This is a genomic window from Chryseobacterium pyrolae (assembly GCF_025153485.1).
GTDB classification, from domain to species: domain Bacteria; phylum Bacteroidota; class Bacteroidia; order Flavobacteriales; family Weeksellaceae; genus Chryseobacterium; species Chryseobacterium antibioticum.
In genome coordinates, this window is sequence record NZ_JANZQH010000004.1 from 23,773 (window position 1) to 48,545 (window position 24,773).

A 24,773-nucleotide genomic window follows, 5' to 3' on the forward strand; every position below is an offset into this window, starting at 1 on the left:
GAAAAAAACCGCCCCGTAGAGCGGTTTTGTATTTTTAACAAGAAATTATTCTCTGTTTTTTACCATTACCCATCCTGAGAATTTGAATGGTGTATTCTTTTTATCATTTTCATTCCACGTTACAGAATACCAGTATGTTCCTGTAGGAATCTTTTTACCGGCTACTGTTCCGTCCCACTTATATCCGTTAGATTTATCGGCCTGGTGGATCTTAGTCCCATATCTATCAAAGATACTGAATATAAGACCATTTTTACCAGATAAGGCTGAATAGTCTATGACGTCATTTACACCATCCCCATTTGGAGTAATAACATTGATAAGATTGGGTACTACCACTGTTATATCAATAGGCTCACAGTCATACGCATCCTTTACATAGATTTTGTGGTCTCCTCTTGAAACATTGGTAAATACATTGGAATCCTGCCAGTTGATATTATCCATAGAATATTTGTATTCAGGAGCTCCTGCAATTACATTCACCGTGATTGTCGTGTTTGAAATATCAATGCTTGAAACAACAGGCTGCTCAGAAGCATATACTTTTACCGTCTGTAATGAGATACAGTCGCCTGTCTTCAATTTAACCCAGTAAGTTCCTACAGATACATTGTTGATAACTTGTGTAGTTGCTCCGGTGCTCCATTCATACCCATTGAATCCAGGTCCGGCATCCAGAGTTGTTTTGTCCTCTATACAGATGATTTTATCCTGTAGAACGTTCGAGTAAACAGGAGAAAGAACGGTGAGTGTTACCTTGGCGATATTATAACAGCCCTGTGCATTGATTACTTTTACATAGATTACTCCTGTTGGAGCTGTATAAGCCAGGAAGCTTAGAATTTCATTGGTTCCGTTTACTGCATCGGTTAAAGATGGATAGTATTTTTTAGTCGTTCCAAGTTGCGTTGTTACTATAGCACTGCTCAGGTTGAAAGTTCCCAAAGAATGGTTAGTCTCAAGGAAACATGTTCTTAAAGAAGCATCATTTACGGCTACCAGTGGATGAAACTTCAGAGTGATTTCCGCAGTTGCTGTACATCCGAATTCGTTTGTTGCTTTTACAAATATTTTTCCTTGAGCTGATACAAACTGGTATATAGCTGGGCTTGTGATTTCGTTCGTTCCTGCGTTCAGATCGAACATTGTAGGATAATATTTCAACACGTGGTTAGGCCCGGCTCCTATAGTAGCAGTAGTAAGATCAAACATGGCTGTCCCGGAGTTATTATTGCTACAGCTCGTAAGTGTTGCGTTTGTTAAAGTAAAGCCGCCATCTCTGAATTTGAATTTTCCTGTAATAAAACAGCCATTCATAGGATTGGTTGGGTTCGCAGGATCCTGATACACAATTCTATAATAGTAAACCAGTGCAAGGTTTACGACCTCTGAAGTCACAGGATTTCCTCCTGTAATGGCATCATTGGTATTTTTATGGTAAGTTACCTTGAAATTGGGGCTGTTTCCATTGATAATTGCTGTGCTCAATGAAGTAAAGTTGAATGGCGTAGCAAGAGAACAAACCGTTACCTCGTTCGGATCATTAGGGTTAGCTGCCGGAAGTCCCGGAGTAATAAATGGAAACGGAGCAAGTGCTGGATCGTTGAATGCAGAACTTAAACTTGCAGTACCTGTCCAGGTTAGTGAGAATCCATCCGGAGAACTTCTATAGTTATCTACAACAAGATAATAAGTCTCACCAGCTTGCACTACCATATGAGGACTCCATTCTGACTGGTTTCCTGCACTTCCATTCGTATTTGGCGGTGGCGGTGGTGGTATAGTTAAGAGTAATCCTGTATTTCCCAGAGATGCACCTGTACCATTGAAATTACATCTTACAGGCGTTACAAAAATGTTACTATTATTCAAAGAAGTACAGCCGTTTGTAGTAGGCCCGTAGACTGCAAAGTCATAGTCATCGGTATCAATAACCGGGTTAATAACAAATGCCAGTGTTCCGGAAGTCGCTGCCGTAAAAGAATACCACACCGAAAAGTGTTCGTTTTCAGTGTCACTCAGACAGGAATTTACACCAATACCTTCCAGTATATTTCCTGGTCCGGAAGGAGTATAAGAAATATCTGAGTTTCCGCAGATAGATATTGCACTAATACAATCTGACTGGGCATATAAGATGCGTGAGCAGATGATTAGAAAAACGAGTAATGCTTTTTTCATAAAGGGGGATTTAAAAAAGACAAATATAAAAAATTATTAAAGTTAATTTAAAGATTTTGTGATATATTTAATAGAATCAGCATATTATTGCCTAATAATTCATTTTTCTCAGCTTGGGATTGGTGCTTGCTACCAGGAGTGCGACCAAGACAGTCATGGTTCCCCCAAACACTACAGAGCGTACTACGCCTAGTAACTTTGCCATTAAACCACTTTCAAACTGGCCCATTTCATTGCTGGACATAATAAAGATAGAATTCACACTCAATACACGGCCTCTGATGTGATCCGGAGTTTTCAGCTGTACAATAGTTCCTCTGATGACAACAGAGATTCCATCCAGCATTCCGCTCATGACAAGAAATATAAACGAAAGCCAGTATAGCTTGGACAGACCGAAACCAATGATGCAGAGCCCGAATCCGGCAACAACAACCAGTAGGATTTTCCCTTGATTCTTTCTTAACGGAACCACTGCTAAAAGGGTGATGATACACATAGAACCTATATCGGATGCCGCATTCAGGAGTCCGAAACCTTCCGCTCCTGCATCTAAAATGTCAGTGGCAAATACCGGAATCATGGCTACGGCCCCTCCAAAAAGAACAGCAAACATATCAAGACATAACGCCCCTAAAATTTCTTTTGTCTTAAAGATATAGGAAATACCTTCACGCATACTCTCCACAACATTCACTTCTTCCTTTTTATATTCCGAATGCTGTTCCTTCAGCTGCCAGAAGAATAATGAAGCAATAAATATTAATGAAATAATGACAATCAATGTGTATTTTACCCCAAAATAACCGATAAGAAGTCCTCCGGCGGCATGTCCACATACAGAAGATATCAGGAATGTAGCCTGGTTCAGGGTTACGGCATTCGGGAGGTTTTCTTTCTTTACAATTTTAGGAATCATGGAGGGAGCAATAGGCCCGATAAAAGCCCTGGCTATTCCTGTGAAAAATATAACCCCGTATATAAAATAGGTGATTTCGTGTCCGTTGAAGTGCATCTCTACATTGAAAAATGCAGGAATCAGCAGAAGGCCAATCAGAAAAACATAGGCATAATTACAAATCAGCAGAAGTCGCTTCTTTTCATTCATATCAATGACGTGTCCGGCATATAAAGCGCAGCTTACGGCGGGAATAACCTCTGAAAGTCCGATGAGGCCTATTGAAAAAGGATCTTTTGTTAATTGATATACCCACCATCCCAATAAAGTAGCAAGCATTCTGAAGGCTAAAACAATAAAAAATCTTCCCGTAAGAAGATTCCTGAATTCAACATTTTGCAATGTTTTTAACGGTGTAAAGGAAATCATGCACAAAAATAGCCCTAAATATTTATTTAAGGCTGTTTTATATGTCGATTTTTAAATGATAAATCAAATAGGTTCTGAAAGATAAAATCTATTTAGTCTGCTCTCAGAGAACTGATCACAATGGCTGCAACACCCGCTGCCCCAATTACGGTAGCACCTGCGGTCACTCTTGCTTTGGATCTGTCTTTTACCGCAGCAACATTGGCTTTTGGAATGATCACCTCTGTACTGTCCTTCTTACCGGCAGTTCCGATAAGTTTATCGCCATCAATGTTACGGAACAGTATTTTCTGTTTTGGAGAACCATCTTTCATGGTAACAACATAAGTTTTTCCAGCTTGAAGATTAGAATAATTGTTTTTTGAAACGTCATCGCTGTACTTTGTGGTAGCGCAGGATGAAATCACAAATAAAGAAGTTACTAAAGATGATTTTAAAAGTACAGATGCTCTCATTATTATTTTTTATTTTTTCAAATTTATAATTTTTTTCGAATATATGTTTTTAGAATTGAAAAAATATCTTTAAAGTTTGTAAATTTCTAATAGATCTGCAATTTTTCTGTCATTCGCAAGTCTTGGCGTTTTATTTTGTCCTCCCAGCTTGCCCTGCGATTTTGCATACTCATGGAATGCGTTCTTTTTCAGCGTCGTTATATGAAGGGGCTGGAGAATATTTCCCGTAATAAGATCCTCATAATAAGTATTTCTCTTCTGAAGCTGCTTATCCAGTTCATTTTTGAATAACTCCATGTTTTCAGGCTCTTTTTCAAACTCTACCAGCCATTCATGATAGGGAAGCCCTTCAGCAGGATTAACTTGCGGGGCAAGATGGAATTCTATGATCTGTGCAGGGTATTTTTCTAGCGTGGCTTTCATTGCCTCCTCAACTTCGAATGCAATGACATGCTCTCCAAAAGCAGACGTGAAGTGTTTTGTCCTTCCGCTCACCAGAATTCTGTACGGATCTTTAGTGATAAATCTTACAACATCCCCTATAGAATAGGCCCACAAGCCTGAATTGGTAGTAAGGATCAATGCATAATCTTTATTGAGTTCTATATCTTTTAAAGTTAATCTTCGTGCTCCGGGTTTCCCATATTCTTCTAATGGAATGAATTCGTAAAAAATGCCATGGTTAGTTAACAGGAGCAGTCCCTCTTTGGTATAGTCATCCTGAAAAGCAAAAAAACCTTCAGATGCCGGAAATGTCTGAATAATATCTACTTTTCCACCCAGAAGATCTTCCATTTTATCCCGGTATGGTTCATAATTAACGCCTCCCGTTACAAGAAGCTGGAGATTAGGGAAAAGCTGTTTGATCTTTTTACCGTGTTTTTCGGTAAGCTTCTCAAAATACATGATAAGCCATGGCGGAATGCCTGAGATCAGGGTCATATTTTCATGTTCCGTTTCTTCAATGATCTTGTCTACCTTGGCCTCCCAGTCTTCCATAATGTTCGTATTCCAGCTTGGAAGGCGGTTTTTCTGAAGATAAGTAGGGATGTGATGGGCGACAATTCCTGAAAGCCTTCCTGTTTTTATTCCGAAAACTTCTTCCATTTCAGGGCTTCCCTGTAGGAAAATCATTTTTCCATTCACAAAGTCTGCATTATTTTTCTGAGTAATATAATGGAATAGTGCGCTCTGTGCCCCGGCAATCTGAAACGGCATTCCTTCTCTGGAAATAGGAATGTATTTCGATCCTGAAGTTGTGCCTGAAGTTTTTGCAAAATATTCCGGAATATCCGTCCACAGAATATTGGCCTGTCCTTTTTTTACCCTTTCGATGTAGGGTTTCAAATCTTCATAGTCGGCAACAGGAACTTTTTCCTGGAATTCTTTAATAGAATGAATGTTCTCAAAATCATGTTCCCTTCCAAACAGTGTTTTCTGAGCCGTCTTTATAAGAGACAGCAAAAGAGCTTCCTGATTTTTTTCTGAATTTTTTTTGAATTCCCCGGTTTTCTGAACATGTTTTTTTGCCCAGATCAGTGCCGCATTTTTCTTGAAGAAATTTAACATGCCTCAAATTTATAAATAAGTAGAGAATATGGAATCATTTTCATTCAGATATGCCACAAAAAAACCGGCGAATGAGATTCACCGGTTCTTCGAAATTTGATTATGAAAATAACAACTATATGTTAAAGTTTACTTGTTGGCTTTGTACCTCTTGTCCGGAGTGCCGTCTTTTTTAAGGTTTTTGTTTTCTTTATACCTTTTATCAGGCGTTCCGTCCTTTTTCATTTTGGCTGCCGGTTGGGCAGTTTTAGCGGCCGGAGCTTTTACCGTTTTTGTTGTTGCGTGAGGGGCTGCAGTCGTTGCCGGAGCAGTCTGTTGTGCGGTTGCAAAGCCTAGTCCTAAAGCTAGAGACATCGCTGTTAATAATTTTTTCATGAGCGTGTATTGTTTATTTTTTCTTGAGTAAAGATATACAAAAAGCGGGCTGAAAAACTGGGATTTACAACCTTAACTAAAGTTTATTACTGCTTAAAAAAAACTTAAACTGGGGCGTTGAAAATAAAAGAAGCCTGCTTTCATGACGAAAACAGGCTTGATATAAATAGGAATAATTGATTTTAACGTGTACAGTTGGCGGTCCACGTTTTACCATCCTTCATGTATAAGATTTTCAATTCATTATTGTCAATTCTTATATAAGAGGTAGCACTGGAACCCACCATTACTAGTGTGTGATCTCCCGACTGCTGAAATTCAACTCCATTAAGATCAGGAATACCGTTCGAGAATGCGAAATTGTATTTCGTACCGCTGGCAATCTTTGTTACAAATACACTTCCGTTATCTGTACTGTTGTTTGTAGATCCATCATTATAAGAGATCTTCCCTTTGTAGGTTCCTGCGAAGAAATCATTGTTTACCGGATCATCATCATTACTACATGATGCAAAAGATAATGTGGCAACAACTACCAGCATCAATACGCCTAAGATTCTAATTACTTTTTTCATAACATTATTTATTTAAATTTCGATAAGATGAAATTCCCAAACACTATGCCATGCAATAAAATAGGCTTTTTTTTAACTTTTAATTAGATAAAATTGTAAAAAATTAAGATTTGGGTATCTATTATGAGATTTTAGTTAATTTTTAGAAGATACTTCATTTTCATCCAAAGAAAAAAATATCCTTACCTTTGTCTTGCATAAACGGTTTCGGATCACTCCCGAAATCGCTTTTGTCGTTTATGCCATTACTATTTATGCAGCTAAAACCCATTCACGAAAAGTTTCTTCCCGACCTTCTTCAGAAAGAATTTGGAAAAGAAATCTTTACCCAGTTAGAAAACAGCCAGCATATTTCCGTAAAGGGAAATGCCGGTTCTTCGGTCTCTATTTTTGTTGCCGAACTTTTTTTGACCCGGAAAAAAACCGTCCTTTATCTGGTAGATGATAAAGAAGATGCATTATATGCCAATACGGAAATGGAAGATCTTATTGGAAAAGATAAAGTTCTGTATTTTCCGGCAACACACCTTGAGCCTTATCAGGTAGAGAAAACACAGAATGCCAATCTTGTTCTGAGAACGGAGGTTTTAAATAAGATCAATTCCGGAAGATCTCCAAAAGTTATTGTAGCCTATGCGGGAGCTTTGTCTGAAAAAGTTTTAAAGAAGGAAGATTTTAAAGCGATCTCTCATCATATAAAAGTAGGAGATCAGCTGGATTTTGATTTTGTGGATGAGTTGTTGACGCATTATAACTTTCAGCAGACGGATTTTGTTTCTGAACCGGGAGAATTTTCTGTCAGAGGAGGAATCGTGGATGTATTTTCCTATTCCTACGAAAAACCTTACCGGATTACATTCTTTGGTAATGAAGTGGAAAGCATCAAGACTTTTGACATTGAAACCCAGCTTTCAATAGATAAAGTGAAAGATTTTCAACTGGTTTCCAATATGAATTTTTCAGTAACTGCAACCAGGGTTTCGCTATTGCAATTACTGCCTGCCGAAAGTTTTATCGTTTCAAGGAATGGTTCTGTAGGAATGCACAGGATCAAAACTTTTTATGAAAAATCACTGGAAAAATATGAGACTTTAAGTAAAGATATTGCCCACAGGAAGCCACAGGAACTCTTTATTTCAGACCAGGAGTTTCTGTTTGATTTTAAAAAGTTTAAAACCATTGATTTTGCAGGTACTCCTATTGACGGACTCAAGGAAATTACTGAAATAAAAGTAGAGCAACTTCCCCAACCTTCTTTTCATAAGAATTTTGAATTGTTGATTGAGGACCTGGAAGAAAAACAGAATGAAGGTTTTGATACCTGGATCTCTTTTTCAACAGAAAAGCAGAGAGAAAGATTAGAGTCTATATTTGAAGAACTGGAGCATGAACTTCCGTTTAAAAGCTTCAAATCCGAACTGCATGAAGGTTTTGTGGATAACGTGCATAAGCTTTTAGTATATACAGATCACCAGATTTTCGACCGATACCAGAGATACAAAGCGAAAAATACTTTTGCAAAATCTGAGCAGCTTACCCTGAAAGATCTGATGTCCCTTAAAATCGGAGATTATATTGCTCATATCGATCATGGAATAGGGAAATTCATGGGACTGGTGAAAGTGAATAATGACGGGAAGATTCAGGAATGTTTTAAACTTACCTATAAAAACGGAGACTTATTATATGTAAGTATCCACTCCCTTCATAAAATTTCGAAATTCAACGGACCGGACGGCAAAGAAGTTGTGCTTAGCAAATTAGGTTCCCCGGCGTGGAAATCATTGAAACAGAAAACAAAAGCAAAAGTAAAACAGATTGCTTTTGACCTTATAAGGCTGTATGCCGAAAGAAAGACAGCAAGAGGATTTTCTTTTACTCCGGATTCTTATCTGCAGAATGAACTGGAAGCCAGTTTTATTTATGAAGATACTCCGGATCAGGAAAAAGCAACCATCGATGTAAAGAGAGATATGGAAGCAGATACGGTGATGGACAGGCTGGTCTGCGGAGATGTAGGTTTCGGTAAGACCGAAGTGGCCATCCGTGCAGCGTTTAAGGCTGCTACAGATGGAAAGCAAGTTGCAGTGCTGGTTCCTACAACAATTTTGGCTTTTCAGCATTTCAGAAGTTTCAGAGAAAGGCTGAAAGATTTTCCGGTGAATGTTTCTTACGTCAATAGATTCAGAACGGCTAAGCAAAAGGCAGAGGCTTTAGATGGTCTTAAAAGTGGAAAAGTAGATATTATTATTGGGACACACCAGCTGGTGAGCAGTTCTGTTAAGTTTAAAGATTTAGGACTGCTGATCATCGATGAAGAACATAAATTCGGAGTTTCAGTAAAGGATAAACTGAAAACACTGAAAAGTAATGTAGATACGCTTACATTGACTGCTACCCCAATCCCGAGGACACTGCAGTTCTCGTTGATGGCGGCAAGAGACCTGTCGGTGATCAAGACGCCACCACCGAACAGACAGCCTGTTGATACGCAGTTGATAGGATTCAGTGAAGAAATTCTCAGGGATGCTGTTTCTTATGAACTTCAGCGGGACGGGCAGGTTTATTTTATCAATAACAGGGTGGAGAACCTTAAAGATATTGCGGGGCTTATCCAGAGACTGGTTCCCGATGCAAGAGTGATTACAGGACATGGCCAGATGGAAGGTAAGCAGCTCGAAAAGAATGTGCTTGATTTTATGGAAGGAAAGTACGATGTACTTGTTGCGACTACTATCGTTGAAAGTGGGGTAGATGTTCCTAATGCGAATACCATCTTTATTAATGATGCTCATAGGTTCGGGATGGCAGATCTCCATCAGATGAGAGGAAGAGTAGGGCGAAGCAACAGAAAAGCATTCTGTTTCCTGATTACACCTCCTTATGATATGATGACTTCCGATGCCAGAAAACGATTGGAAGCTATTGAGCAGTTTTCGGATCTTGGAAGTGGTTTTCAGATTGCTATGAAAGATCTGGAGATCCGTGGTGCCGGAGATCTTCTGGGGGCGGAACAGAGTGGATTCATTAATGAAATGGGCTTTGAAACGTATCAGAAACTAATGCAGGAAGCTTTAGAGGAATTGAAAGATGATGCAGAGTTTGAGAACTTATTTGATAATGAAGAGGACAGACAGAAGCTTTTCAAGTCGGTAAAAGATGTCAATATTGATACTGATCTGGAGCTGATGCTGCCTGATTTTTACATCTCCAATACGGAAGAAAGACTGCTTCTGTATCAGAAAATTGCTGAGATCAACAATGAAAAAGACCTCTATCAGTTTGAATTGGAGCTGATTGACCGTTTTGGTGATCTCCCAAAAGAAGCTGTTAATTTACTGAAGAGCGTTGCCCTGAAATGGCTTGCTGCAGACATAGGATTTGAGAAGATTGTCATGAAGAATGGCGTGTTTTTAGGCTATTTCCCTGCTAATCCTCAGGATAAATTTTATCAGACCGACAGATTCAAACATATCATCAGTTATTTAACACAAAATCCTTCGGAAGCCCAGCTTAAAGAGAAGGTGGGTAAAGAAGGAAACCTTCTGATGATGAGAAAAGAAAAAGTGAAAAATGTAGATGAGGTAAATATGCTGTTGAAGACCATTATTGGACATCATTAAAATAGATAGCTTTGTTTTTTGATCAAAACAATGGAAAAGACCCGGAAAGTTTACTTTTTGGGTCTTTTTTTTCATGATTATTATCAGTGTTGTGGGCCAATAGAATACTGGGAATTAAGCTTAAAAGGGCTTGGAAATCACTATTTAATGAGAAAAGAAAATGCTGTATCTATCGCTGTGATTGGTTTTGAAGGGTATTCTTCTTTGGAGATGCATAAAAAAGGAAAGCTTTGTAGTAATAATTCTACTTTTTCATACAATTAATTCTATAACGTAATTGCTTTATTTCTACATGATTAACGGGTTGTAAAGGATTTTTTGTGATTTAAATTCATATCTTTGCAGCCCATATTATGAAAAGAATTATTTACTGTTGCGCAGCGGGCTTTTTGTCGCTTTCTGTCAACGCGCAAGTGGGAATTGGGACTACTTCTCCCAAATCTAATCTCGATGTCAGCGGGAAAACCACATTAAGAAAAGAACTTAGAGTAGGCGGTACATCTGCCCAGATTGGAAGTGCCGGATTGAACGGCCAGGTTTTGGTTTCACAGGGAGAAGGTTTGCCTCCTGTCTGGAAATCATTGAATGTTTCCTTTATGGAGGAAGGGCAATACAAACTGATCAATTCATATCTGTCGTCAGATCAGGCAGGTATTACGGATCTTTCTAATGGTGTGGCTGCAGATAATGTTTATAAGAACAATGTTGGAGATGATATCACCGATACTTCGAAAGGGAAATGGTCGAAAATAACCGGACTTGAAAATAATTTTATCATCAAAAACGGAAAAAACAGGCTTACTTACCAGTTTCAGACAGGTATAGAAATGAAGGCTCCGGATGCAACCGTTTCCCAGTCTATCACCTTTACCTGCGGCGTTTTCCGAAACGGCAAATTGGTGGCGGTACGTCCGGATAAGGTGGTTTCAAACAATAATACCGAGAAGTCTGGTATTCAGGATTATATTTTCACGCTTAATTATACAGAGCAAAATGTTCCTATTGGTGGACATAAGCTTGAGGTGGCGTGCCGAAAAATCAATACATCAAATGTAACCTCGCAGTTTGCAGTAGGGCGTAATGTCTCGGACACCAATACGATTTCCAATGCATTTACACTGGAATCTATCATGAAGATCGATGTTATTGAATATGTAACTTATAAAAGCAATTAATTGATGAAAAATATTATATCAATCCTGTTTTTTGTAGCAGGACTGTCTCTTTCTGCCCAGGTGGGAATCAATACGAATTCACCGAAAGCAAAACTGGACGTCAACGGTGATATCAATTTAAGAAATAAGATCGTTGTTTTGAATGTTACAGACAATACACTTTCTCAAGGAAATAATGATCAGATCCTTGTCTCTCAGGGAGAAGGTTATCCTCCAATCTGGAAGTCCCTGCGTATTCCTGAATATGAACCGAACAAATTTTATTTAATATTCAATAACTCCTTTTCAGACAGAACCGGAGTGAAGTTTACCAGTACCGAACAGTCAAGTATTGCGGCCAAAAGTACAGCTTTTTCTAAAGGAGCGGATATTTCCAGTCTTCCCGGATTTAAAAAAATTGCGGGTCTGTCCCAACCCATCAGTGTCTTCAGTACAGAGAGTAAAACCTATTTTCAGTTTGAGACCGTGGTGCAGGCTAACCTACCTGCGAACGGGACACCGGATATTTCTATAGATTACGCATGTGGTATTTTTGTGGATGACAAGCTGGTTAATCTCAGACAGAGAAACCTGAAGGCGAGTAGTGCAAGCAGTACATTCATTACCCATAATCAGATCGGTGTGGTAACCAATCTTTCTAAAGGACAGCATACGGTAAGTGTTGCCTGTTCAAGACTGGGGTCTTACAGAACGGGAACCGATGTTGTACTGGCTGTAGGGATCAATGCAGATACAAACATTAACAACTTTATTGCTCAATCTTCTCTGAAAGTTGATGTATATGAGATTCCTCAGGCATTTAACCCCATTATAAACTAATCCAGGCATGAAAAAAATTATTATTATAAAATCTTTGCTATTTGCTATGTTGGCCAACGCACAGGTAGGTGTGAATACTCCCAATCCTGTTAATATGCTGGATGTAAACGGGGATATCAACGTAAGAAGAGAAATAAGAACTGGAGGGACGAATCTGTTGAGAGGATCAGCCGGATCAGCCGGAACTATTCTTCATAACAATTCGGAGATGAATGTGAATGACTGGAAGAGTATAAAAATCGCTGATGGGCAGGGTAGTATGTCTGTTTTTTCATTGAATACAGTTGCCGATCAAACAGGCGCATCCTTTTCTTCTCCTAATGGAGTTACAACTCCCTATACGGAAGGGACGACCATTACCAATGCATGGACGATTCTTCCCGGGACGGTGGATACTTTTTCCATTACCAATGCTGTAAATAAAGTTGTTTTTACTTTTCAGACGACAGCTCAGAAAACAGGAAATGGGAATTCTTCTTCAGGTTTTGCATGTGGAATCTTTGTAGATAATACTCTGAGAGCAGTGAGAACTGATGTTTTAATAGGTTCGGAAGGAAGTTATAAAATCTTTAACCTTAATGCGACACTTGCGGATCTTACCCCTAAGAACAATTATAATGTAGCTGTGGCATGTACCAAGAGAAACCTGAATTCAGGGACTTTGGGAATAGGAAGAGCGGTGAATACGGACTTTCTGAATAACGAGATGTCTCAGTCTGTTTTGACAACATCTGTACTTCAGCCTTATTAATATTGCAATCCATCATAATTAAAGACCTAAAAGCATTATGTTTTTAGGTTTTTTTTGTGAAAAGATAAAAATTGTCATCGATTTGTTGAATAAGTGAATGTTTTCGTCAAAAAAATGAATTATATTTGTAAACTCACTAAAATATTTTTTCATGGGAAAAAACTATCTTTTTAAAGTCATTACCGGAGTGTTTTTCGGACTTCTGGTTTCATGTGACAATTCTTCTTCAGATCAATTTGAACCCAGTGCCAATAATGGCGGAAATAATGGGAATACAACTCCTCCTCCGGCCAGAGTACTGGAAAAAATCACATTAAACAGTACCGTTCAGGAAGAATACACAGTTAATGGAAGTGTTTTTCAGAAAGGAATGTTGAGAGATGGAGGCACCAATAATTATTATACGGGTACTGTAACGTATATCAATAATAAAATTGGTAAAATAAAATTTATCGGAAGTTTAACCGGAAGTACGGCCTATGATTTTAGCGTAAGTGAGGACAGCAAGGGGAATGTGTACAGTGCAACATGTACTGCTACGGCCGCTGCTCCGCTAGATTCGTTCGTAAGTGATTATACCTTTACTTATGATGCTACCGGTAAGAAGCTTGTGAAAATCATGGAAAAAAGAAAAGTGTCCGGCAATACCGCATACAGCTTATTTACTGAAAGCACTTTTACCTATAATGGAGACAATATTTTCAAGGCAGAATGTGCCAAGGGAACACTTACAGGAACAGGAGATCCTAATATGGCTACGGCTAAGATGACTGTTTACAGCTATCAGAACTATGACTCTAAAGTCAATCCTTTCTCTACGCTTCCAAAATCCTTTTTCACAGCCTGGAGCCTGATCCGTCCTGAGAACTTCTACAGAATATCTCCGAATAATCCTACATCAGTCTATGTAATGCCGCCAAGTCCTGCACCTGGAGTAAATACACCTATGACGTATGTGTACGATGCATTTAATTATCCTGTTTCCGATAAGGATCAGGCGCTTAAATATGTTTACAGAACTTTATAAAACTCAATTGATTATCGGTTTTATCGGAATATAAATAAAAACATAACTTTTATTCAAAAAAAAGTTATATTTGTCAAAAAATAAACAATTACCTGGAAATGAAACATCTTTTCTACTTTATTTTATTAATAGCAGGGTTCTCTTCAATACATTCCTGCAAAGACATGCTAGACGAAGACGGGGATCCATTATTGGATCTGAATGACACGGGAGGCCTAAACGGTCCGAGAGCATTATACAGAGAAATCACCAACAAAGATACATTAGCAGAATATCACTACAGTGGGCTTTTGGTAACGAAAGTAATCACAGACAGTGCTTCAATTACAGATATCGCTTACAGTGGTAACAAAGTAAGCCAGATTTCATTTAACGGATTTTTGGATCTGGATGGGAATGGTAAGCTGGATAAGGATAGTGTTTCTTACAGCCAGTTATTTACTTATGGACCAAACGATAAGTTAGTAACAATTTCTGAAAACCGTTCTGTTTTCAGAAGACCTCCACCTGTTCCACCTGCAACTAATCCAGGACCTCAGACGCTTTTAAGAAAAACAAAAACGCTTTACGATCTAAAATATAACGGTTCTACTGCTAAACTGGACTCTATCATTATGAAGAATGGTCCGGATGTTTCAGGAACACCGTTTGCGTTTATCAGCTATTCTAAAACAGGATATGCTTATTTAGGAGATAATGTATCCAGAGTCGTAAGAAATTACGGACCTATGGCTGGCGGAGCATTCGGAAGACCTACCACCAGATTAGCTTATGATTTCGTAAACTATGACACAGAGATCAGTCCGTTTACATTGCTTCCTACGGTATATAAAATCTCAAGACTTTTATCTACTGAGATTAACGACAGAGAAAGTCATATTTTATCTCCGAACAATCCTAAGAAATTGTCTGTAACAGATCTTATACCACCTATTCCATCTCCTGTTAGCAGAACAACTAACTATAGCTACGATCCACAAACGTATATGACAAAAGGATTTGGTGTTAACTACATTTATAAGCCTTTCTAAAAAGAAACTTTAAAATATACAGGCCCAATCTTATAAAGGTTGGGCTTTTTTATTTTTTATCTCTTAATTTTGCAAAAAATTTCTAAATGAAATATTTAATAGTAGGCCTTGGAAACAAAGGTCCGGAATACGAAAATACACGTCACAATATAGGATTCAAAGTAGCTGAAAAAATAGCCGAAACATTGGAAGTTCCATTTAATACAACCAATTTCGGCTGGATGGCAGAAGGGAAGTACAAAGGAAGAAAAGTTTTCGTCCTGAAGCCTGATACTTATATGAATCTTTCCGGAAATGCCGTAAAGTTCTGGATGCAGAAAGAAAATATTCCATTGGAGCATGTACTGATCATTACAGATGATCTTGTACTTCCGTTTGGGACATTGAGAATGAAAATGAAAGGTTCCGATGCCGGACACAACGGTCTGAAAAGCATTAATGAAATGCTACAGACCCAAAATTATGCAAGACTCCGCTTTGGGATCTCTGCCGACTTTTCGGAAGGCCGCCAGGTAGATTATGTACTGGGAACATGGAATGCAGAAGAAAATGAAAAATTAGGTGAACGAATTGAAAAGTTTGCTAAAGCCAGCTTGTCTTTTGTTTTTGCCGGGATCAACAATACGATGTCAGCATTTAACGGGAAGTAATTAAAGATTCAGAATACAATAAAAATCTCCGGTTAGCATATCCTAAATAATTTCCTGTTTTATTAGAACTTAACCAGTACGTTTTTCATCTATTAAAAATATAAAATGCCACCGAAATTTCGGTGGCATTTGTTTATGCTTTAAAAGTCAATTTCCAATCTGACTTTTTTATATATGTTTAATAGAAATGTGCGAATTTTTATGACTTATAACCAAGTGACAACTCCGGTTTCAACATCATAGTTAGCCCCAACTATTTTAATTTTACCTTCATCTTCAAGGTTTTTAAGGGTTGAACTTTGTGTACGAATGTCTTCGATTGCACTTTTCACGTTTTGCTGATTCAATCTTTCCAAAAGCGAACCGTTTTTTGATGAACGTTCTTCGCCTTCTTCGATGATTTCATTAATAATTGGGTCGAAATGATTAATCAAATGGTTTAGATTATCCATTCCCATTCCCTGAATTTGTGCTGCGTCCAGGCCTCCCTTTAATGCACCACATTTAGTGTGTCCTAAAACGACAACAAGTTTGGAACCCGCAACGTTACAGCCAAATTCCATTGAACCTAAAATATCTTGATTGACAAAATTACCTGCAATTCTAATACTGAAAACGTCTCCCAATCCCTGATCAAAGATAAGTTCTGCAGAAGTACGGCTATCTATACAGCTTAAAATAACTGCAAAAGGCCATTGTCCTTCCCGTGTTGCGTTCACTTGTCCTAAAAGATCCCTGTTTGCCTTTAGATTATTGACAAATCTCTGGTTTCCGTCTTTTAAAAAGTCTAATGCTTTTTCAGGAGTAATAGTAGATTGAGTTTCGTGTGTATGTGCTTTCATATGATTTGTTCTTTTTAAAATTAAAAAATTAGTGTAATGAGCTTACATTGCTCTTCGGTGTGTGATCAGGATGTGAGAATCTTCATCTGTTTCATAATCTTTGTATGAAGTTTTGAAGCCTAAAAGCTCCACATTAATGTCTTCTTCTTTTGCTCTTATATTGGCAAAGTCCTGGATCATCTCCAGTACATCTGTGGCAATATATGAAGTTCCTCTTGCATCAATGGTCACGGTAGAATTGGACTTCACATTTTTCAAGGTCTTTTTGATGGCTGCCTTATTCAAGAAAGAAACTTCCTCGGCAAGCTTAATAGTGATTTCGTCTGCATCATTCAGTTTTTCTCTGCTAAGGTAATAAGCACGCTTCATATTCCCCTGAAGAATGTAGAATACGGAAATAGCCAGACCGATACCTACTCCTTTAAGAAGGTCGGTTGCGACTACCGCTACCACTGTGGCTACAAAAGGAATGAACTGGAATTTACCCAAATGCCAGAAATGTTTGAATGTGGCAGGTTTTGCCAGTTTGTATCCAACAAGGATCAATACTGCAGCAAGGGTAGCAAGCGGTATAAGGTTTAATATAAATGGAATGGTAAGTACGCATACCAATAGGAGTACACCGTGAATCATCGCAGACATTTTTGAAGTGGCCCCTGCATTAGCATTGGCAGAACTTCTTACGACTACAGATGTCATGGGCAATCCTCCGATAAATGAGCTGATCAGATTTCCGATTCCCTGTGCTTTAAGCTCAAGGTTGGTATCGGTAATTCTTCTCTGTTTATCCAATCTGTCCGAAGCTTCAATACAAAGCAACGTTTCAATAGAAGCTACAATGGCAATGGTTGCCCCTACTATCCAAACCTTAGGATTGGTGAATCCGTTAAAATCAGGCATCGTAACAAGATTTTTGAAATCATCCAAAGACTTAGGAACAGGTAGTGAGACCAGATGTTGTGTACCGATTGCCAAAGAGCTTCCGGACAGTTTAAATAATTCGTTAAGAAGTATTCCTGCCGCTACTGCTACCAATGCTCCCGGCAGCATTTTCATTCTTTTTAAAGCCGGAATTTTATCCCATGCAATAAGAATACCTACCGAAAACAGAGTGACTACAATAGCTCCAATATGTACTGCCCCGAATAATTCTGTGAAATATCCGAAATTAAGACCGTTGTCAAATATAGATTCATGCCCTTCGTAATCTTTATCGAATCCCATGGCATGAGGAATTTGTTTTAAAATAATAATAATACCGATAGCAGCAAGCATTCCCTCGATGACATTATTCGGGAAATAATTGGATATACTTCCGGCTCTGATGAATCCTAAAATTAACTGGATGATCCCGGCAATGATTCCTGCACAAAGGAAAAGCTCAAAAGCTCCCAAATCTGTGATCGCTGTTAAAACAATAGCGGTAAGCCCGGCCGCAGGACCAGATACTGATATATTTGAATTACTTAAAAACCCTACGACTAGTCCTCCTACAATACCGGCGATGACACCTGATAATGGTGGTGCTCCTGATGCTAAAGCGATTCCGAGACATAATGGAAGCGCTACTAAGAATACAACGAGTCCTGAAGGGAAATTCTCCTTGATTCCTCCTATGAATGATGTTTTTTTCATAATGTTTTGAAAAATACTATAACTAATTGATCTATACTCAGATAATCAATTATAAAAGATTGGAAATTTAAGTTTAAAAGCACACGTATCCGATATCAGTTTTTGATATGAATACTATTAAAAAAATCTAATTATACTTAAAAACTAAGCTTCCGGAGGCGGAGAAAATATGGTGAGTAGGGGGGACAGATGAAAGGAATCATCTATTAACTCAAAAGACACGCCCTGAAGATCAGGTTCGGAAAACTTCACGTAATCGAATACGTCCAAAGGTTTCGGAAGGGTCTTTTCGTAAACAATAAAAGATGATGGGTGAGAATGAGGCTCCTCTTCATTGAGTATAACATTGGTCCTAACCAGCTCCCAGCCAGCAACCGCAGCAATGCCTGGCAGTGCTGTGAAGTTTAGGAAAAAGGTTAATACAATAATACTCCAGAATTTCATCTTACATTTATTTTAGAAAAACTAGTCTGTTTTTCTGTTCATTACCCAATCAGAACTTGTAAGGTTATAGATTTTTTGGATGTCTTTCAGGATTTTCTCGAAATCGATCTCCAAATCAATGATCTTACCCGTTCTAAGGTCAAATACCCAGCCATGCACAATAGGATATTCATCAATGATGTATCTTTCCTGTACACAAGCCATTTTGATCACGTTGATGCACTGCTCCTGAACATTGAGTTCTACAAGTTTGTCATAACGCTTTCCTTCATCTTCGATAGAATCTAATTCAGTCTGATGCAATCTGTAAACGTCGCGGATGTTTCTTAACCATGGATTTAATAATCCCAGGTCCTGAGGGGTCATCGCTGCTTTTACGCCGCCGCAGTTGTAGTGTCCGCATACGATAATGTGTTTTACTTTAAGATGTTCTACAGCATATTGAATGACCGCTGTGGAGCTCATGTCTAAAGTATTGATAACATTAGCGATGTTTCTATGGACAAAAACTTCTCCCGGTTTTGCACCCATGATCTCTTCCGCTGTAGCCCTGCTGTCTGAACATCCGATGTACAAATAGTCAGGATTTTGAGTTTTGGCAAGCTCATGGAAGAATTCCGGATCTTGTGAAATTTTAGATTCTACCCACTTTCTGTTGTTTTCAAAAATAACCTCGTACGATTGTGACATAATTTTAAAAATTTACAAAGGGTTATGATTATTTATTTCGTTTAAATTATTTTCGAATTCAATAGATTAAATCAATAATCATGCAAAAATATAATTTTTGCTGAAAAGCCAATCAGTTTTAACAATATTTAATATTAAAATATGCTTAAAATCATGTTTAAAGCGACTGATACACGCAGTTTTCGAATGAATTTGCCTGAAAAATTAATAATCCAGACTCAAAAAAGCTAAGATAAAATTACAAACTATAAATGATAAAATTAAAATTGGAGATTAAAATATTATTAATTCATAAAAAACCGCCTCAATCTGCATTGAGGCGGTTCATCTTTACAAAAGGTTATTATTTTATTGTTTAATAATCTTCACTATCGTTTCAGAATTATTGATTCTTACTAAGTAAACGCCTGACAGTAAAGAAGAAAGATCAGTCTGTTCATTTTCAAACTTTCCTGACTTTACCAATTGACCGGAAATATTATAAATCTGGTAATAGTAATCTTTCGCTTTGTCGTTTCCTTTGATATACAACAGACTCTTCACTGGATTCGGGAAGAACTCAAGCTTGTTTTGAGCTACTTTTTCCTCGATTACAGTTTTTGCAAGAATGTTGGTTGCTTTAGCTAAAGCATTCTGAGGTACTGGAATGGCGAAAGGCTCATATCTTCCGATTTCATTTCCGTTGCCATCATATTCTATTTTTACACAACGGCAAGACATCGCAGCCTGTGGACGGAAAAGATTAGTGGGTGTAAGGAAGTAAAGTTTATCATTTTGTAGTGGAGAAGACTGTGTAATTTCTGTATTAAATAACATTCCGATAGCTTGATCGCTTGCAATTGCAGAAGTCCATATTCCGGAACGTTTAAAATTATCATCCACACCAGGAGCTGCAGCAGCTTGAGAGGCCGTAAGTGTATTTCCTCCTGTGAACCCTCTGATCCCATTATTAGGAAAGTTTCCTATGTTATATTCTGGTCTGTTAAGAATAAATCCATATCTGGTTTGTGTTCTTCCTGATCCGGTAGCTCTCACATAACCACCTATATAATTCATTTTGTTAATATCATAAGCTTCGTTATTTACAAATATATTATAGTTTGACGGATCTATTCCATAAACAGGTTTGTTACTCTGCATAAAACGGGCATTATAGAACCATGGTGTATTTCCCTTTGTGTAAGAATGATAGCCATCATATAGATTTACACCATCGATTATATTCATCATCATATCCGGAATTCTCCATCCTTGAGGACAGGGATCGTAAGGAGATTTCTCTGTAGCATGGCCCCATCTGTCTGTAGAAAGTCCGTTTTCATCGGAAATCCAGTCTTTTGAATTGGATGATGCATTTTGGTACAAATAGGTTGAAGGGTTGGAAACTGAATATTTTAAAATCTTTTTAATTTTATTATACTTGCTGTCAGCTGCAGTTATACTGTTGGAATAGGTTGAATATTCTTTTGAATAATTAGCAAGATAAGTTGCTTCATTCACAGTTCCGTAGACAATAGTTCCCGCATTCAATCCTGTTTGTCTGAAAACTGAATATTTTCTGAAGTTATCACGCGTACTACCTCCTGAACTATGTTCATAGAACCCTCCCGGATAATAGAATACAGGAATCGGATCTTTTCTTCCCCACTGATAATGCAATCCGCCACTATTTCTAATAGCCATTGCTCTTAAACTAGATTCAGAAGCAGGATAATTAGGGTTATACTGGAAATTTGCTAAACCTTCTGCCACAAAATGCTGGTCAAGAAATGGACCTTGTGCTCCTAAATCTCTGTCCATGAAAGTGGTCGTCAGTGGAACACCGTAATAGCTTTTAACAGGGTTTACAAACTGTCCGCTTGGATCACTTTTGATCCCGTTATTGGCAACACTTTCTGTTTTAAATGCAGGAGAATATTCCTGAACAATAGTTTGTGGCGCCCAGATATGCCAGCTCCAAAGGATGGGGTCTGTATTATTTCCATTGGACCATGTTCCGTTGCTTCCTAAATGGAATGCCACGACAGCATTACCGGTCTTACCTTCTTTAAGTATAACTCTTAATTTTGCATTTTCCAGAATACCATCATCAATAATTTCTACACTTGAAATAAGAGTTTGATCTGTTGTCCAGACTACCGAGGTAGATTTTACACTTCCTGTAGGCATTTCATTATTCTCTGATAGGTAAAGTTTTTGCATTGCATAGGCTTTTCTCAACGGAATATCAATTACTCTGTCTTTATCTGCTGCATTTGTAGTATTTAATGTTGAGTTTGTATACTCAATGTAGCTATTCGGCTCTTTTGCCCAGCTTCGCAATTGTTCCAATGTGTATTGACTAGCAGGTGAATAAACGTATTCTGCCTCGAATGCACTTGGCATATAGCTGTTATTAGGGTCTTTTATACATCGTACCCCTCTTGATTCATAAGTGTTTCCGTCAATGATACGGTTGTGCGCCAGAAAATGCCATCCTAAATTCGAGTGATTAGGAACGTTTCCTGCATCAGATACATAAACCAATCCTCTTGCTCCTATTTCGCTTGGTGCGCCATGGGTGAAAAATGTAGAACTATGTAATGCTCCATCTGTAATCTGATCTTGAAGAACAGCTTCAGGGCCTTTGTTTGCAGAACCCATTCCCAGGAATATTTTACTGCTGTTCCTGTTAATGCCTGATCCGTCTTTTAAAGTCATTGGCTGAGGATAATACTCATAGTTACCATTGATTGGAATGACTCCTAGGTTTCTCTCAGAAACTCCGTTGAAATCGAAACCATAGCTTGGGAAAACTTTTATCCCCGGGTAATCGGTGCTTTGTGCATCGGGAATAATATTTGTCGTTGTATTTCTGAACTTTTTCCCCCAAGGACTTGCATTTGCATCTCCGGCGACACTTGAGTAAAAAGAAGGAACTCTCCATCCGCAAGGACATGGGTCATAAGGTGATTTCATGTTGTAATACGTACTTTTTTCTAAAACATCACTGTTGTCTGTATTAGTACTGGTCCATCTTCCTTCTCTGATATCACCCCATAAATCCCAGGCGACATTATTGTAATAATTGGAAGAATCAAAAGTTTTAAACTTACTTTTAGAAAACCATGTTGTATTTTCCTTTCTAACCCAGTCTGTAGGATTTGGACCCTGTACTGCATAGTTTTCACCATTTTCAACCGGAGTTTCTCCTATTTTATAGATGTAAACCGGAGGGACAATATAGTTGATAGGATTGTTAATAGAATATCTTATATTTCCATTTGGCGAATCAAATCCTGTATTATTGTTGTTTCCGCTTGCATCATTCGGTTGAAGATTTCCTCTGAACTTTACCGGAAGCGGATTTTGCTGAGCAATTCCCGGACTGAATTTTCCAGCTTCACCTTCTACTTTGAATACAGGAAAAGGATCTTTTCTTCCCCATTGATATTGAAGACCTTTAGTTTTATCCCAATCGTTACCTGTAAGCTTAGCGTTAGTAGCGCCCAGATTTCTGTCCATCCATTTCCAATCGGTTACCAGATTTCCATCTTTGTCTTTTTCAAAACCTTGATGATAAGTACTTCCATCAGTAGGATCATCTGTAACCCATACATGCCATGTCCAGTATATCTTGTCATTTACTTTATAAGAAACAATAGCATTGCCTTCTTTAAGTTTATTGACTAAAACTTTAATTTTGGCATTTTCTCCCGTACCTTCTAACATAACAGATTTGATCAAGCCCATTTCGTCCTCCCAATATAATCCTGTAGTGGCAGTTCCTGTTGGGATAGGCGTGTAAGTGCCTTGCTCATCTTTCATAAATTCACCCCCTTTCGCCCACATTTCGTAAGCTTTTTTTACAGGGATATAAAGACCGTCTACACTGGCATTATTTTTATCCTTACCTGTAAAGATGTAGCTATTAGGAGCTTTGGTCCAGTCTACAAAATCTGATTGAGCCCCTGAATTGATCGTAAAGCAGGCAACAGGGCAATCTTCAGTAACTGGATTTCCGAAAAGGCCAACATATTTTATAAATTTATTAATTTCACTTTCTATGTCTATTAAAGGTCTTGATGGACCGTTCCAGCTATTGATCACTTTTGTATTTCTAATAGCGCCAACACCGTATAATGAAGCCTGCGAAGTGTTACTTAATGAAAAGTTTTCAGAACCAGGCCCTCTGTGTTTGTCATAGAGTGGAGGATAGCCAAAATCATCAGTAGTATTATAGTTACTTGTAGCAGTAAGAGAAACATATTGTCCGTTGCCTTTATAAACTCGTAATCCTGTGACTTTACTGATAACAATTACTACAGGCTGTTGATTGGCAAAAACATCACCCAGCTTTTCATTAATGTAATTGTAAAGATTGTAATATCTGTTTACCAGAGCATTAGGGTTGGTAAAGTCTAAATATCCTCTGCCCCATGGTTCCCCGCCTTCTTCAGGAGGTAAAAACCAGTTGCTGAAATTGATAAAAAAGCTTTCATTTGAAAATTTTCCGGCAAACATATACACCGGATCATGATATGAAAACTCAAAAGGACTTGTATCACTTCCCTGATAGATGAATTTCTGAGAACTGGCGATCGTAGAAAGACTATTGGGATTGGTGATGTTAATAATCGGTGAGTTGGCGTTAGAATTATCCAATGATGCGTTACCTTGAAAAGACAAAACGATATCATCTAATTTTTTTGTCAAATGTTGAGACTTTACCCTGTCTTTAACCCCAGAAACCGATCCATTTGAGTTGTATAAAACCGTTCCGTCTTTTTTAGGAGTAAATAGAATCGTATACTGGTTTTCATCTAAATCACAGTTTCCATACGTATAATTCGCCTTTTTGTAATGGTTTACTGTTTTATTCCATGTGATGGACTGCCAGTTGGTAATGCTTGAGTCTGAACTTAGTTCGATCTTTACAGAATGGGTATTCAAAGTCGATTCTGGTAACTCGAAATTAGCGGTAAGATCTTCATTATACTCATAGTTACCTGCATAGGTTTTACACCATACCGATACCCAATTGTTTTGGGCATCTTTGTACTTGATCGTAACCTTTACATCTCCGGAAGTATTAGGCTTTTGAAAGTTACCTTTCATTACAACTAACCCCTTTTCATTCACATTTTGTGAAATAACGATAAGAGGATCCAGATCATAAACACTCGGTGGCAAAGGTGTTTTATGATTAGATCCAATATTGGTCTCATTAGGCTTGGGGACGATAAAAGTCCCTGAATAAGCATGAGACGATGCAATACAAAAGACTGCAGCAAAAATCTTCAATGTCGATTTTTTTTTCATACGTATAAAATTAAAAGTGTTTTTTTCGAAATAGATAAGATGATAACGTGGTAGATCTCATTAAATTAGCAGCAATAAAACGTCAAGAATACAGGTTTTATTTCTTATCCCAACTTGATCAATACCGGTGAGCTTTACAATAAATAAAATACTTACTGTTTCTTATATCAGGCTATATAGGTGATTTAAGTCAGGCTTTGGAGGTGAAAAATGAGGCAGTACAGAAAGCTGCACCATGTTTAGAAAGTGAATTTTTTTCCATGTGTTTTGTGTTTTAAAGTTTTTAGTTGTGTTTTTTTT

General features: G+C 38.0%; 19 protein-coding genes. 8 read left to right on the forward strand and 11 right to left on the reverse strand.

All coding sequences use genetic code 11. From position 1 onward, the window contains the following. Nucleotides 1-45 precede the first annotated feature (45 nt). The 6 genes from NZD88_RS09785 to NZD88_RS09810 all read right to left on the reverse strand — a co-directional run bounded on the left by NZD88_RS09785 (nt 46) and on the right by NZD88_RS09810 (nt 6,485). A complete protein-coding gene (locus NZD88_RS09785; RefSeq protein WP_259828984.1) occupies nt 46-2,184 on the reverse strand; it encodes a T9SS type B sorting domain-containing protein in 2,139 nt (712 codons plus the stop codon). Nucleotides 2,185-2,275: 91 nt separating this feature from the next. After that, entirely contained in the window at nt 2,276-3,511 is a 1,236-nt protein-coding gene (locus tag NZD88_RS09790; RefSeq protein ID WP_259828985.1) for an MFS transporter, read from the reverse strand. A 92-nt stretch (nt 3,512-3,603) separates the two neighbouring features. After that, on the reverse strand, nt 3,604-3,966 hold the full coding sequence (locus tag NZD88_RS09795) for a hypothetical protein (RefSeq protein ID WP_259828986.1): 363 nt from the start codon (nt 3,964-3,966) through the stop codon (nt 3,604-3,606). 69 nt (nt 3,967-4,035) lie between these two features. Next, nucleotides 4,036-5,535 carry a GH3 auxin-responsive promoter family protein gene (locus NZD88_RS09800; protein ID WP_259828987.1) on the reverse strand — a complete coding sequence of 500 codons (1,500 nt, stop codon included), beginning with the start codon at nt 5,533-5,535 and terminating at the stop codon, nt 4,036-4,038. Between the two features lie 129 nt (nt 5,536-5,664). Beyond that, complete coding sequence (locus tag NZD88_RS09805) at nt 5,665-5,910, reverse strand: hypothetical protein (RefSeq protein WP_259828988.1); 246 nt, start codon at nt 5,908-5,910, stop codon at nt 5,665-5,667. A gap of 182 nt (nt 5,911-6,092) precedes the next feature. Then, a complete protein-coding gene (locus tag NZD88_RS09810) occupies nt 6,093-6,485 on the reverse strand; it encodes a hypothetical protein (RefSeq protein WP_169233897.1) in 393 nt (130 codons plus the stop codon). A 254-nt stretch (nt 6,486-6,739) separates the two neighbouring features. On the opposite strand from NZD88_RS09810, the gene mfd reads away from it, so the two are divergent. The 8 genes from mfd to pth all read left to right on the forward strand — a co-directional run bounded on the left by mfd (nt 6,740) and on the right by pth (nt 15,561). Then, complete coding sequence (gene mfd / locus NZD88_RS09815; protein WP_259829278.1) at nt 6,740-10,108, forward strand: transcription-repair coupling factor; 3,369 nt, start codon at nt 6,740-6,742, stop codon at nt 10,106-10,108. 30 nt (nt 10,109-10,138) lie between these two features. After that, nucleotides 10,139-10,372, forward strand: coding sequence for a hypothetical protein (locus tag NZD88_RS09820; protein ID WP_259828989.1), 234 nt, complete (start codon nt 10,139-10,141; stop codon nt 10,370-10,372). An 89-nt stretch (nt 10,373-10,461) separates the two neighbouring features. After that, on the forward strand, nt 10,462-11,283 hold the full coding sequence (locus NZD88_RS09825; RefSeq protein WP_259828990.1) for a hypothetical protein: 822 nt from the start codon (nt 10,462-10,464) through the stop codon (nt 11,281-11,283). A 3-nt stretch (nt 11,284-11,286) separates the two neighbouring features. Then, entirely contained in the window at nt 11,287-12,102 is an 816-nt protein-coding gene (locus NZD88_RS09830; RefSeq protein ID WP_259828991.1) for a hypothetical protein, read from the forward strand. Nucleotides 12,103-12,109: 7 nt separating this feature from the next. After that, nucleotides 12,110-12,853 (forward strand): hypothetical protein, encoded by a 744-nt coding sequence (locus NZD88_RS09835; RefSeq protein WP_259828992.1) that lies wholly within the window; start codon nt 12,110-12,112, stop codon nt 12,851-12,853. A 151-nt stretch (nt 12,854-13,004) separates the two neighbouring features. Further along, the gene (locus tag NZD88_RS09840) at nt 13,005-13,880 is read left to right on the forward strand and encodes a hypothetical protein (protein WP_259828993.1); all 876 of its coding nucleotides are present in this window, start codon (nt 13,005-13,007) and stop codon (nt 13,878-13,880) included. A 98-nt stretch (nt 13,881-13,978) separates the two neighbouring features. Next, a complete protein-coding gene (locus tag NZD88_RS09845; RefSeq protein ID WP_259828994.1) occupies nt 13,979-14,911 on the forward strand; it encodes a hypothetical protein in 933 nt (310 codons plus the stop codon). A gap of 86 nt (nt 14,912-14,997) precedes the next feature. Continuing rightward, nucleotides 14,998-15,561, forward strand: coding sequence for an aminoacyl-tRNA hydrolase (pth, locus tag NZD88_RS09850; protein WP_259828995.1), 564 nt, complete (start codon nt 14,998-15,000; stop codon nt 15,559-15,561). 206 nt (nt 15,562-15,767) lie between these two features. Here the strand turns inward: pth and NZD88_RS09855 are convergent, their stop codons facing one another. The 5 genes from NZD88_RS09855 to NZD88_RS09875 form a co-directional block, all read right to left on the reverse strand. Beyond that, the gene (locus NZD88_RS09855; RefSeq protein WP_259828996.1) at nt 15,768-16,403 is read right to left on the reverse strand and encodes a carbonic anhydrase; all 636 of its coding nucleotides are present in this window, start codon (nt 16,401-16,403) and stop codon (nt 15,768-15,770) included. Between the two features lie 42 nt (nt 16,404-16,445). Beyond that, nucleotides 16,446-18,038 carry a SulP family inorganic anion transporter gene (locus tag NZD88_RS09860; RefSeq protein WP_259828997.1) on the reverse strand — a complete coding sequence of 531 codons (1,593 nt, stop codon included), beginning with the start codon at nt 18,036-18,038 and terminating at the stop codon, nt 16,446-16,448. A 144-nt stretch (nt 18,039-18,182) separates the two neighbouring features. Further along, entirely contained in the window at nt 18,183-18,482 is a 300-nt protein-coding gene (locus NZD88_RS09865; RefSeq protein ID WP_259828998.1) for a hypothetical protein, read from the reverse strand. Nucleotides 18,483-18,503: 21 nt separating this feature from the next. Next, nucleotides 18,504-19,172, reverse strand: a complete 669-nt coding sequence (locus tag NZD88_RS09870) for a carbonic anhydrase (RefSeq protein ID WP_259828999.1) — start codon at nt 19,170-19,172, stop codon at nt 18,504-18,506. A gap of 348 nt (nt 19,173-19,520) precedes the next feature. Further along, on the reverse strand, nt 19,521-24,473 hold the full coding sequence (locus tag NZD88_RS09875; protein ID WP_259829000.1) for a T9SS type A sorting domain-containing protein: 4,953 nt from the start codon (nt 24,471-24,473) through the stop codon (nt 19,521-19,523). Between the last annotated feature and the right edge of the window lie 300 nt (nt 24,474-24,773).